We start from the raw sequence: 12,547 nt of genomic DNA on the forward strand, positions 1-12,547 counted from the left end.
GGTTTATTTTCTATCCCAGATATTGTACTTCAAAATGCAGTAAATGGCGCGGAAGCCATCTTTCCAGTTGATTTTTTTGCCTTCTTCGTAGGTTCTGCCATAATAAGAGATCCCCACCTCATAGATACGCACACCCGGCACACGCGCTACTTTGGCAGTTACTTCGGGCTCAAAACCAAAGCGCTTTTCTTTTAGGCGTATGTTTTGAATAATATCGCGCCGGAAGAGCTTGTAGCAAGTTTCCATGTCCGTTAGGTTCAAATTGGTGAACATATTGGACAGGAATGTCAGGAACTTGTTGCCTATGGTGTGCCAAAAAAACAAAATACGATGCGGATTGCCCCCCATGAAGCGCGAACCATAAACCACATCGGCATGCCCATCAACAACGGGCTGTAGCAAAATATTGTATTCGTGGGGGTCATACTCCAAGTCGGCATCTTGAATCACCACGTAGTCGCCGGTAGCTTTGGCAATGCCGGTATGCAAAGCAGCCCCCTTGCCTTGGTTCTTTTCGTGTTTGTAGTATTGAATATTTAAATCGGGGTTGTTGCTTATGTAGCGCTGCACGGCTTCTTCGGTGTCGTCGGTAGAGCAATCGTTTACAATAATCACTTCTTTTTCAATATTCTGAATTAACTGTACCGACTTGATGCGATCCAAAATGTAGTGAATGGTTTTGCCTTCGTTGTAGGCGGGAATCACAATAGAGAGTTTTCGAACTACCGGTAACTGCATGATCGTGTTTTTATTAGGCAAAGCAATGAAGCGTACAAAGATAGAGTTTTCAAGCTTGCTGCACAAGGCAGCCTTCATGGCAATTGTCTTGATTTTTTTCGCTTTTTTTGAAACCTTTTTTTCAATTCTGGTGTATATAGGAATGCTGTTCACAACCAAAACACGAAGAGCCTTCTAATACCCTGTATTAGTTTCCCCCCTGTTTTTGTAGAGCCATGCCCCGGGCTGGCGTATGCTTTGCGGAACTCGTCCATCCGGAGGCGAGGAAGTAGGCATTTGTGTATTGGCAACATCTTCCTTCAGGTTTAGAACCTAAAAACAGCAACAACATTCACAAACATCCATCATCTTCTCGTAGAACAGACAGCGGCTCAAATCAGAGCGCTGCAACGCGCAGGTCAGCTGCATTTATTGGCACAAGCCTTAGGGGCACAAACCATTTACGAAATCAAACAAGCCCTGCACCACTGTCCGGTACAACTCAGCCGGTTGGTTGTTCACACAAACCAGGACTATGCTCTTGAGTTGGTCGATTATAAAGTATTTGTCCCCTTGAATCCTCTATGTAAAGCGCTTTATTTGCTGTTTCTGCGACATCCCGAAGGGATTGTGTTAAAAGAGATGAGTCGTTACCAAGCGGAATTATGGGACATTTACTTACAAGTATGCCGGCACGACGACCTGAAAAAGGCAAAAGAAAGTGTGGCAGAATTGTGTAACCCATTGAGTAATTCGATTCACGAAAAAATTTCGCGTATAAAAGCAACCTTTGAAGAGATTACAGATAATCACGTAGCAACGCATTACATCATAGCCGGTGCCCGCGGTAAGGCAAAAAAAATTGCACTTGACCCGGCACTCGTTTGTTGGCAATAGGTGGGGCGTCCCCCTCGCGGGGGCGCCTTTTTTGTTTTGTCTCAAGCCGTCATTTCGCGCATATCGACGGCTACCAGCTTCGACACGCCGGGGTCTTCGGGCAGCATGGTAACGCCATACATGACGTCGGTGGCGGCCATGGTGCGTTTGTTGTGGGTAACGATAATAAACTGCGATTCTTTTGAAAACTCCCGGATGATGTTGGTAAACTTGTCTATGTTGGCATCATCGAGTGGGGCATCTACCTCATCGAAAATACAGAAGGGGGCAGGTTTAATCAGATAAATGGCAAAGAGCAAAGAAGTAGCCGTAAGGGTTTTTTCGCCCCCCGACAGCTGATTGATGGTTAAGGGGCGTTTGCCTTTAGGTTTGGCAATAATTTCAATGGGTGATTCCAAGGGGTTTTCCGGGTCGGTCAATACAAGGTCGCAGGTATCTTCTTCGGTAAAAAGCGACCGAAAGACCTTTTGGAAATTGAGCCGTATTTGCTCGAAGGTAGCCAAGAAGTTTTCACGTGCTACGCGGTCGGCTTCGTCTATGGTATCCAGCAAGCTTTGTTTGGCTTCGAGCAGGTCTTGGCGCTGCCCTTGAATGAAATCATAGCGTTCTTTCATTTCTTGATAAGCCTCCATGGCCATGGGGTTAATGGCGCCAAAGCCGTCGAGTTTTTGTTTCAGTGTGCTTACTTCTTGCTCAAGGGCTTGCACATCCGGGGCTTCCTGTGGGGGTTCCAGCTGATCCAAGTCCACACTGAACTCTACCGACACGCGTTCTTTTGCCGATAGAAGTGTCATTTTCAGTTCGTTCCGGCGGTTTTGCAGCTCTTGAATCAAGTGGTTCTGTAGTTCTTTTTGCCGTGCAGCCTCCCGTATTTTCTTTTCCAGCTCTTCTATTTCGCCACGCTGTTTGTAGTAGTCGCGCTCGGCTTCGTTGACGGCTGCTTCCAAGCGCTCTTTTTCTTCGTACATTTCTACCAGGCGGTCGTCTTTTTCTTGGCTGTCGTTTTCAAAATGAAGCACTTCTTGTTGCACCTGCGCCAGTTCTTCCCTGTTTTTCTTCATGCGGTTGCGCAGGGTTTCCACATAAGAATGCCGGAAGTCGTATTCCTGCACAAGGCTTTCCAGGCGACTTTGCATTTGGGTAGTCTGCAGCTTGAGCGTATTGTAGCGGTCGTTCAGCCGGGCAAAGCGGCCGGCCTGTGTGCGCTCCTCTTCTTCGAGTGCCTGCAGGCGGGCGTTTAGCGCTTCTTGCTCCTTCTTTAGGCGCTCGTAGTCGGGCTGCAGCTCTTCTATTTCTTCCTGAAGCATTTGGCGTTGCTCTTCCATTTCATGGCTTTGTGCTTCTTGCTGCGCCAAAAGCTGTTGTTTTTGTTCGTAACGCGTGCGCAAGGATACGTACTGCTCGTTGGCAGCATTCAGCCGGCGTTGCAGCTGTTGCAACAGCTCGCGATAGTTCAGCTGCTTCAGTGCGCGCAGTGCTTCCTGCTTTTCTTGCAGGCGTGCTTCTTCATCGGCTATTTTTTTATCGATGGCGGCAATTTGTTGTTGCAGGGCTTGCAGCTCTTTCACTTTGCCGATGCGCTTGCCTTCGAAGCTGCCGACACTGCCCCCCGAGAGCACATAAGCCGAGCGCATTTGTTTTCCGTCGCGGCTAATGAGAGTGATACCTTCGGGCAGTGGGTCTTCGGGCATGTCATCTACAATCCACACATTGGCTAAGAGCGCCTGCAAAAGGGGGCGGTAAGGCTCTTCGCATTCTATGACGTCGCGGGCAGGCACGCCCTTACCATAGAAAGTAAACGTTTGGGTAGGAGGGAAAGCGCCTTTCTTCAGGAAAAAGGAAGCCTTGCCTTTCTTTTGCTCGTCCAGCAGGCGAATGGCACTGCCGGCTTCGGAAGGGTCTTCCACCACAAAATAGCTTAACCAAGGTTCCAGGTAGCGCTCAATGGCCAGCTTGTACTCTTCACTACAAGCCACCACTTCAGACAGCAGGGGCGCTTTGCTCTGCCATTGCCCTGACTTACGCAAAAAGCGGATGGTCTCGGGGTATCCTTCCAGGTTGTCGATGAGCGACTGCAGCAACTTGGCTTCGTGGTGTTTGGCGTCGCGCTCGCGGTGATGCACGCGCAGACTCTCGCGCAGCTCTTCTATTTCCTGCTCCAGCTGATGCACTTGCTCGCGATGCTGCTGCTCTTCTGTTTCCTTTTGTTTGAGTTCTTCTTCGGTTTCTTCTCTTGCTATTTTGGCTTCTGCAATGGCTTCCTGCAGTTCTGCCAGGTCTTCATCTTGGTTTTGTTTATTTTGCCAATGGCGCTCTATTGCCTGCTTGATGGAAGATATTTGCGTTTGCTTGATTTCTATTTGCTTTTCCAGCAGGCGCAGGGCTTCGGTTTTTTGCTTTAACTGATTTTGCAAGTCGCGTATTTGCTCTTTAAACTTGGCGACTTTGTCTTTTTCCTGCTCATAATCGGCAGTTACGGTTTCGAACTGCTCATTAAGGCTTTTGAGTTGTTCTTCGGTTTGGCGCCTTTCTTTTGCAATGCGCTCGAGGTCTGCAATGAGCTCTTCTTCACGGCTTTGGTCTTGATGAATTTGTTCTTCGAGGGTGTTTATTTTTTCATGTAAAAACTTGAGACGCTCGGCTTTCAGCTTTTTTTCGCTTTCATATTGCCGTATGTTTGCCACGTGCTCATTCAGGGCCTTTTGACGCGAAGCCAACAGGCGCTCCTGCTGCAGCAGCTTGGTTTTAAGCTCTTCTATTTCGGCTTCGAAAGAGGCCGTTGCCGTGGCTATTGCTTGCAGCTTGTCTTGCTCTTGCTCTATGTCTTTTTCTATTTGTGCAAGTTGTGCCCTTTGAGCCGCTGTTTTGCTTTGTGCCAGCAAAATGCTCTTTTGTTTGTACTCTTCCTTCAGCTCGTAGTAACGCTTGGTTTTTTTGGCTTGGCGCTCAAGCGATTTCAGGTTTTTTTCAATTTCAAACAGCAGGTCTTCGACCCGGTCCAAGTTTTGCTGTGTGTCGTTCAGCTTACGCAGGGTTTCTTTTTTGCGCACCTTGAATTTGGAAATACCGGCCGCTTCTTCGAACAGGTTGCGGCGCGAGTTTTCTTTGTCGTTGAGTATTTCATCCACCATTTTCAACTCAATGATGGCGTAGCTATCGGGCCCAATGCCCGTGTCCATAAACAGGTTGGTGATGTCTTTCAAACGGCAGGGCACGCCATTGAGCAAATATTCGCTTTCGCCGCTGCGGTACAAGCGGCGTGTGACGGTCACTTCCGTGTATTCGGTAGGCAAGAGGTTTTTGGTGTTTTGAAAAGTAAGCGACACCTCTGCCATTTGCAGCGGCTTGCGTTTTTTGGTACCGTTGAAAATGATATTTTCCATTTTGTCGGAACGTAGCGCACGGGTCTTTTGCTCGCCCAGCACCCAACGAATGGCGTCTACGATATTGGACTTTCCGCATCCGTTTTGTCCTACGATACCGGTTACACCTTCGCCAAAATGAATGGTTACTTTGTCGCCAAAGCTTTTGAATCCCTTGATTTCTAAACGCGTTAACTGCATGCTACCATTTTCTTTACACTTCCTTCAAAGTTACGACATTATGAGATTTCATGCGCTTGTTTTGCAAAAGAGTGCAACCTTCTGCGGCTATTGCTTCAAAAAGTGGAATGTTTGCGGCGCATAAGCACGGAAATTAAAGCTAAGGACGGCTATTTTGTTTTTTATGAAAGAATAAGCATTCCGTTTGTTCTGTACGCATTTTATTTAGTAACTTTATGAAACACCATCAATATAGTTTTACTATGAATGCCGGTTTCATTATTTTCTTCCTTATTGGGGTATATGTTTTGAAAGCTTTCGGCTTATCGACGAGGGCGGCTGTTGCCACATCTTTTTTTTCGAACTTGCTTTTATTCAGCCTCCTTTCGAGAGGTAAAGCAAAGAACTCGGATGATAAAGAAAATAGCTCGAAAAAGGCGGATTTAAAAGACAAGCAAAAAAGCAAAAAAGAATTAATAGAGGAAATGCTTAAATACATGGATGAATCCGAAAGAAAGTATATAAAAGAAATAGAGGATTCGTTAGAAATCGAAGAAATAGAGGAAATTACGGAATCACTAAAAATGGATAAGATGCTAAGAGAAAAGTATGGAGTAGTATCTGATAAAGAGGAAAGTGTGGATAAATACGAAAGTGAACCATTTGAATACGAAAGTGAACTACTTGACAAAGTTTTTCAAACAAAAAAAATAAAGAAGGAAACAAAGCAGAGAAAGCATCTTTTAAAAGTACAAGAAGATCATTTGCCCGGCTACCAAGTAAAAAAACAGCAACGAAATGCCTATGCAAGCAAGTTGAAGGACAAAAAACGCCTTAAAGAAGCTTTCATTGCTTCTGAAATACTCAACCGCAAGTATTTTTAAGCTTTCTTCTACTTGCTGCAAAGTGTTATTGAGCCGGGTGTTTTTCTTGACAAAGTTCAAGCAAAACGCCTCCGGTAGAGCGCGGGTGTACAAAACAAATTAGCTTATTGTCGGCCCCTTCTTTTGGTTCTTCGTTGATAAGCTCAAAGCCGGCGGCACGCAAACGCTCCATTTCGGCGTGTATGTCGTCTACTTCTACAGCCACATGATGGATGCCCTGTCCACGCTTCTGCAGATATTTGTAAATGGCACTTTCTTCGTGCATAGCGCCCAATAACTCCACTTTGCTTTCGCCCAACTCAAAAAAAACAGTGGTGACGCCTTCGGAAGGCACCGTTTCTTCTTTATAGGCTTTGCGGTTCAATAGCACCTCAAACAGATGGGTGGCTTGTTTCAAATCGGCAACGGCAATGCCCAAGTGTTCTATTTTCTTTATCATCTCTGCGTATTTTTTAACATCTCTCAAAAATAGTTATTTTCGCTGATGCACTAAACCGGTTCAAGTCCATGAAACTCACACTCCGGCTTTTAAATACAGATGAATTTAGTGAATTGCCTGCCGCTGCCGAAGGCATAGAAGTAGAAAGCAAAGACAAGCAGCTGTTGCTGAATGGGGTAGCGCAAAGTATAGACATACGCCCGCTCGATGCGCGCCGCTTTCATTTGATTGCCGGGCAACGCTCTTATACTGTCGAAGTATTGGAAATAAACAAGACAGAAAAGAGCATTACACTGCTGATGAACGGCAAGACCTTGCGGTGGGGCATTCAAGAACCCATAGACCTGTTGCTCAAAGAGATGGGGATTGATCAGGCGGCGGCACTCCAAGCCGAAGACCTGAAAGCGCCCATGCCGGGCTTGGTATTGGACATTAAAGTAAGTGTGGGGCAGGAAGTCAAAAAGGGCGACGCTTTGCTCATCTTGGAAGCCATGAAAATGGAAAACGTGCTGAAAGCGCCTGCCGACGCCAAAGTAAAAAACATTTGTATTGAAAAAGGGCAGGGGGTAGAGAAAAATCAAGTACTCATAGAGTTCGAATAAAGCGGGACTTACAGGCAGCATTTGCTTCTTTCATGCAAAGGCATCGCCGGCGTAAGCCAAGGTGATGACACCAACTGACTGCGGTCCGGCCACTTGTATTGTTTGATAGAGTGCTTCCAAAGTAGCGCCCGTAGTCAGCACATCATCTACCAGCACCACCTTTTGATGACGCAGGGTGCTTTTGCCTTCGGGTGTCAGTGCAAAAACGTCCCGCACGTTCATCCAGCGCTCCCATAAACCTTTCCGGGTTTGAGACGCACGGTGAATATGACGCTCCACGGCTTGTGTCCATACAGCCACAGGCTTATGCCAGGCAGCCGCCAAGCCCCGGGCAAAATATTCACTTTGGTTATAACCGCGCTTTCTCTGTTTTTTGGGATGGAGCGGCACAGGTAAAAAACCGTCTATTTCATAAGCAAAGCCGGCACGGCACAAGCGCTCACCATACACATAGCCCATTTCATAAGCCAGTGTTTTGGCGCCTTTGTATTTGATGGCATGCAGCAGCCTTTGAGTGCTTCCGCCTTTTTGAAAAATCAAAAAGGGCAATACAAATCCGGCAGGAATGCGCCCCATAAGCACCTTTCCTGCCGGATTCTCCATATATTGACGTTCGTCTTTAAAAAAGTCGGTATAAGGCAATGCCGCACGACACGAAGCACAAACAAAGCGAAGCTCTTCTTTGAGTATGCCCCTGCAAACGATGCAAGCCTCGGGAAAGAGCAAGTGTAAAAAGCCTTCTGCCAATAATTGCGCCGTAGAATGCACGACCGCTCCGGTTTAGTGTACGACTACTGCTTAAAAGGGGGCTTTACTTCATCTGCCAACTTGCGTAACAAGCCCGCCACATGGAAACGGTTGGCGCCTTCTTCTTCTACTTGCTTGATATTAAGCATGAAATCGTTTTGCAGGTTGCGGATGGCTGCCTGCACTTTCTCTTCCATTGCCTGTACTCGCTCGTAAATCTCATCTACCACTTCCGCAAGGCTTTCTTTTTGCTGCTGCATCACCTTGGATACGTGGTTTTGCATTTCGCCAATTTCTTTATACAGCAGCTCGGTGTCGTGTCCGGCAATGAGTTCTTTCACGGCATCCAGGCGTGTGTGCCGCTTAGGCTTGCCTTTGGGCACTCCATATTCAGACTCTTCTATAAATACATATTGCTCGTCTTGGCGCAGACGGTCTGCCTCGTGAATGATTTTGGGCAGTTCCTTGTAAAGGTCCTGCAATTGCTCTTTGAACTGTTTACGATTTTCCTCCATGATGGTCGTAAACAGCTTTTTCATTTCGGCTATTTGATACTCGTAGTCTTTTTTGTTTTCTTGCAAAATAGCCGTAAAGAGGTCTTTCATGCCTTGAAAGCGGCTCTCTATTTCTTTCTTATCCGGGTTCACTACTGCCTCTTTCAAGTCATCCACCTCTTCGGGGTTGATGGGCTTTTCCTCGGGCTGCTCTCCGGGATTTTTGTAGAAGTCTTCCATACTCATAGCTTCGCTGTTTATTGGCCTAAGGTGTTGGACATTTGGTCAAAAATCTGCTTCAATGCCGATTTGCTGACCTGGCGCTGACGCTGGTTCTGCAGCTCTTGTTGCATGGCTGCCTGCACTTGTTGGATTTGATTGAGCAAGCGCTCTTCCGATTTTTCAATGCTGCGCAGCATTTCTATTTTTACCTCATCGATCTTCACCGATATTTCGGTGCGGTAGCTCTCTACCAGATTTTTCAACTTTTTCAGCTCGTTGTTGTAAGTCTCAAGCTCTTCACCGAAAATAATCTTCTTGATTTCGTCTAACTTAGAGCTTGACATTTGCGCGCCGCCCATATTGTAGTCTTGTGTGTTTTCCATACGCTTTTCAATTTAAACACTTGCTTTTTATATGCCTAAATATAGAAAGTATTTTTCTATTTCAAAAAGAATCATGCCTTGCTTTTCGTTAGCTAAAAAGATATTCTAAGTTTGCAAAAAGATTTATAAACTCAACAGCTATGAAGGATTTGGTAAAAGAGTTCAACGACTACCGGTCGGCAATGAATGAAAAAATTATGGCAGCCGACAACCTTGTGCTCAAACGCATATTCAGCCTCGACAGCCAAACATACAAAGAAGGGGCGCTGCCGGTCAAAACCAAAGAGATGCTGGGACTGGCCTGCTCCATGGTGCTGCGTTGCGACGACTGCATTCGCTATCATTTGGGCAAGTGTTATGAAGAAGGGGTAAGCGATGCCGAAGTGTTTGAGATATTCTCCATTGCCACATTGATTGGGGGCACCATTGTGATTCCTCACCTGCGCCGTGCCGTAGAGTACTGGGAAGCCCTCAAAAACCAAGATGCATCATGAGCAAACAAAAACGTGTGGATCCTTATTTGGAACTGGAATGGCAAAAACTGCTGGGCAAACTGGAAAAAATAATCGGCAAGCGCCCGCAGAATATGGAAGCCGTACTTTTTCTGATTGGTATGCGTGAGCTGGGCAAAGGGGCACGCCGCTTCTCCAAAGAGCAAAAGCAAGACCTCATGCATATTGCTGTTTGCAGGGTGCTGAGCAAGTCCGGTTTTTATGAACTGGAAGGGGTCGATGAGGAAGGTTGGCCCCATTGGAAGTTGGTGAAGCCTTTGCCCAAAGTAGATTTGCTTTCCCAGGAAGCTTTGCTCATGTCGCATATCATCGACTATTTTTATGACGAAGGCATTGTAGAGCATGAGTAGTAAGTTACGCATCATCACTTATAATGTAAACGGTATACGGGCGGCTGTTCGTAAAGGCTTGGCCGATTGGGTACAGGCCGCCCGTCCTGACGTCTTGTGTCTTCAGGAAATCAAAGCCAATCACGATACTTTCCCCCGTGCACTCTTTGAGTCATTGGGCTATCGTTGTTATCTGTACCCCGCACAAAAAGCGGGGTATAGTGGTGTGGCCATATTGAGCCGCCTGCCGGCCAAGCAAGTAGTAGAAGGCATGCAACATCCGCTATATGATGCCGAAGGGCGGGTGCTTCGTGCTTTTTATGAAGGTATTTGCGTGGTATCGGTCTATATGCCCTCGGGGTCTTCGGGCGATGAGCGCCAAGCGGTCAAGATGCAATTCCTCGAGGACTTCAACCACTTTGTGGAACAACACCGGCAACAATATCCGGAATACCCGCTCGTGATTTGTGGCGATTTCAATATTTGCCATCAGGCAATAGACATTCATAACCCGGTGCGCAATGCCAACACTTCCGGCTTTTTGCCCGAAGAGCGTGCCTGGATGTCGGATTTTTTGGAGCGTGGTTTTATCGATACTTTTCGTCATTTCAACCCTGAACCCCATCATTACACATGGTGGAGCTACCGCGCCCGTGCCCGTGAGAAGAATTTAGGCTGGCGCATCGATTACTGCATGGCCGACGTGCAACTGAAAGAGCAGCTGCAACGGGCGGTCATCTTGCCGGAAGCGCGCCATTCGGACCATTGCCCAGTGCTGCTCGAACTGTCGCTTTAGTGTTGATTTTTTTGTGTATTGCCTTTGATGATTCTTACAAGTTGCTATATTTGTAAAGTAAGCTTTTGTAAGTTATATTTCAACACACCTAAAGCCGTCAGTAAAACGCCTGTGTTCATGAAACACTTCCTTTCCTACCTTATATTGGCATTACTTTTTGCTTCCTGCAGCAGCTCTTCGCAAGAAAACACCCAGCAGGAAAATATACCCAGCGGGCCCGCCAAAGGCGGCGTGTATTATGGTGGGGAGTTCCACCTGAACGAATCCGAATACATCAAGTCATTGTACCCGCTAAGTATTGCCGATGTTTACTCATACCGGGTTGCCTGCCAGATATACGAGGGATTGTTCAAGTTCGACCCGGCCACCCTCGAAGTAGTGAATGGTTTGGCTGAATCTTATACATTGGACAGCACACGCACCATTTATACTATCAAATTGCGCAAAGGCGTGCGCTTCCATGACGACCCCTGTTTTCCTGACGGCAAGGGCAGGGAAGTAAAGGCTCAAGATGTAGCTTACTGTTTTCAGCGCGTGTGTACTCAGTCGAGCAACAATCAGGGATTTACCATTTTTAAAGATTTGCTCAAGGGCGCCAACGAATACTATGCTGCCTCGGCAGGTGGCAATACGCCCAGCTTCGACATTGCGGGCATCAAAGTAATTGACGATTACACCATTCAACTACAGCTGACACGCCCTTACGCTTTCTTTCTTTATAATTTAGCACGTCCGTTTGCCTTTATTTACCCCCGCGAGGCAGTTGAAAAGTACGGCGAAGACGGGCTGCGCGAAAAAGCCGTCGGTACTGGTCCTTTCTTTTTAGCATCGATAGACCCGGGCAACGCCATTTTGCTCAAGCGCAATCCGCACTACTACATGAAAGATGAGCACGGCAACCAATTGCCTTATTTGCATGGGATAAAAATCAGCTTCATACGAGAAAAGAAAACCGAATACAATGAATTCAGAGCCGGCAAGCTGGATATGGTGTATCGCCTGCCTACGGAGCGAATCATCGATTTCTTGATGGAAGCCGAAAAAAGTGAAAACGGGGAAGTGCAGGACTTTATCCTCGACCGCGTGCCTGAAATGGCTACACAGTATCTCACCTTTATGACTGCCAAAGGTGTATTTCAGAACAAAAACCTTCGTAAAGCATTTAACTTTGCCATAGACCGTGAAAAGATTCTGGAGTTTGTATTGAACGGCGAAGGCGAAGCCCCCGGGCATCATGGCATTGTGCCGCCTGTATTCAAAAACTATGACATCAATAAAATCAGAGGCTATCAACTCAATATAGACTCTGCCCAGTACTATCTGGCCAAGGCAGGCTATCCGAATGGCAACGGCTTTCCGGAAATCACCTTGCAGGTAAACGCCGAAGGCGACCGGCATTTAAACGTGGCTTTGGAAATACAAAAGCAGCTTCAGGAAAACCTCAACATTAAAATCAATATAGAAACCCTGCCATTTGCACAACTTCTGGAAAACAGTCTGCAGGGCAAATTTGACTTGGTGCGCACAGCTTATTTTGCCGACTACCCCAACCCCGAAAACTTCTTATGGCTGTTCACCGGCATGGAAGTGCCCGATAGCTTTGAAGAAAAGTCTTATCCCAACATAGCACGCTACAAAAATCCGCGCTATGATGAGCTTTACAACAAAGCACTCCTGGCAAGCACGCCGGAAGAGGCCTACCGTTACCTGCAGCAAGCAGAACAAATTTTGCTTGATGATGCAGTTATTTTGGTACTCTGGTACGACGAGGCCTACCGCCTGACTCAACCCTATGTGCGCAACTTCCCCAACAACCCCATTCAGTATCGCGATTTCACAAAAGTATATTTCGATAAGAGTTATTTTGAAAAACAAAACGCTAAAAAATAACGTTTTATCTTGCATGTAGCGGAGTAAGCGCCCAAGCATACGCCAAAAAATCAGTATATTACTACACTTACTCCCGAAAATAAAATACATGCA

General features: G+C 46.6%; 13 protein-coding genes. 7 read left to right on the forward strand and 6 right to left on the reverse strand.

The window, feature by feature from the left end:
* Positions 1-3: 3 nt before the first annotated feature.
* Complete coding sequence (locus K384_RS09290) at positions 4-738, reverse strand: glycosyltransferase family 2 protein (RefSeq protein WP_038031781.1); 735 nt, start codon at positions 736-738, stop codon at positions 4-6.
* A gap of 411 nt (positions 739-1,149) precedes the next feature.
* Between K384_RS09290 and K384_RS09295 the strand changes: the two genes are divergently transcribed.
* A complete protein-coding gene (locus tag K384_RS09295) occupies positions 1,150-1,614 on the forward strand; it encodes a hypothetical protein (protein WP_051633289.1) in 465 nt (154 codons plus the stop codon).
* 41 nt (positions 1,615-1,655) lie between these two features.
* Here the strand turns inward: K384_RS09295 and smc are convergent, their stop codons facing one another.
* Complete coding sequence (smc, locus tag K384_RS09300) at positions 1,656-5,177, reverse strand: chromosome segregation protein SMC (RefSeq protein WP_038031670.1); 3,522 nt, start codon at positions 5,175-5,177, stop codon at positions 1,656-1,658.
* 215 nt (positions 5,178-5,392) lie between these two features.
* Here smc and K384_RS09305 point away from each other — a divergent pair, with 215 nt between their 5' ends.
* Entirely contained in the window at positions 5,393-6,040 is a 648-nt protein-coding gene (locus tag K384_RS09305) for a hypothetical protein (protein WP_157630116.1), read from the forward strand.
* Positions 6,041-6,065: 25 nt separating this feature from the next.
* On the opposite strand, the gene mce is transcribed toward K384_RS09305, so the two are convergent.
* The gene (gene mce, locus K384_RS09310; RefSeq protein ID WP_211245242.1) at positions 6,066-6,476 is read right to left on the reverse strand and encodes a methylmalonyl-CoA epimerase; all 411 of its coding nucleotides are present in this window, start codon (positions 6,474-6,476) and stop codon (positions 6,066-6,068) included.
* Positions 6,477-6,547: 71 nt separating this feature from the next.
* Between mce and K384_RS09315 the strand changes: the two genes are divergently transcribed.
* A complete protein-coding gene (locus tag K384_RS09315; protein WP_084147184.1) occupies positions 6,548-7,081 on the forward strand; it encodes an acetyl-CoA carboxylase biotin carboxyl carrier protein subunit in 534 nt (177 codons plus the stop codon).
* Positions 7,082-7,111: 30 nt separating this feature from the next.
* Here the strand turns inward: K384_RS09315 and K384_RS09320 are convergent, their stop codons facing one another.
* The 3 genes from K384_RS09320 to K384_RS09330 are packed head-to-tail and all read right to left on the reverse strand — an operon-like array spanning position 7,112 to position 8,927.
* Entirely contained in the window at positions 7,112-7,849 is a 738-nt protein-coding gene (locus K384_RS09320) for a ComF family protein (RefSeq protein WP_038031675.1), read from the reverse strand.
* 23 nt (positions 7,850-7,872) lie between these two features.
* Positions 7,873-8,568, reverse strand: coding sequence for a hypothetical protein (locus K384_RS09325; protein WP_157630117.1), 696 nt, complete (start codon positions 8,566-8,568; stop codon positions 7,873-7,875).
* An 11-nt stretch (positions 8,569-8,579) separates the two neighbouring features.
* Positions 8,580-8,927, reverse strand: coding sequence for a magnesium transporter CorA family protein (locus tag K384_RS09330; protein ID WP_038031678.1), 348 nt, complete (start codon positions 8,925-8,927; stop codon positions 8,580-8,582).
* A gap of 140 nt (positions 8,928-9,067) precedes the next feature.
* On the opposite strand from K384_RS09330, the gene K384_RS09335 reads away from it, so the two are divergent.
* From K384_RS09335 to K384_RS09350, 4 genes are all read left to right on the forward strand, one after another.
* The gene (locus K384_RS09335; RefSeq protein ID WP_038031681.1) at positions 9,068-9,421 is read left to right on the forward strand and encodes a carboxymuconolactone decarboxylase family protein; all 354 of its coding nucleotides are present in this window, start codon (positions 9,068-9,070) and stop codon (positions 9,419-9,421) included.
* Positions 9,418-9,789 (forward strand): hypothetical protein, encoded by a 372-nt coding sequence (locus K384_RS09340; RefSeq protein WP_038031683.1) that lies wholly within the window; start codon positions 9,418-9,420, stop codon positions 9,787-9,789. Before K384_RS09335 ends, K384_RS09340 begins: the two co-directional genes overlap by 4 nt.
* On the forward strand, positions 9,782-10,564 hold the full coding sequence (locus K384_RS09345; protein ID WP_038031685.1) for an exodeoxyribonuclease III: 783 nt from the start codon (positions 9,782-9,784) through the stop codon (positions 10,562-10,564). Before K384_RS09340 ends, K384_RS09345 begins: the two co-directional genes overlap by 8 nt.
* A 117-nt stretch (positions 10,565-10,681) precedes the next feature.
* Positions 10,682-12,454, forward strand: coding sequence for an ABC transporter substrate-binding protein (locus K384_RS09350; RefSeq protein ID WP_038031687.1), 1,773 nt, complete (start codon positions 10,682-10,684; stop codon positions 12,452-12,454).
* The last annotated feature ends 93 nt before the right edge of the window (positions 12,455-12,547 follow it).

This window comes from Thermonema rossianum DSM 10300 (genome assembly GCF_000426825.1).
Classification (GTDB): domain Bacteria; phylum Bacteroidota; class Bacteroidia; order Cytophagales; family Thermonemataceae; genus Thermonema; species Thermonema rossianum.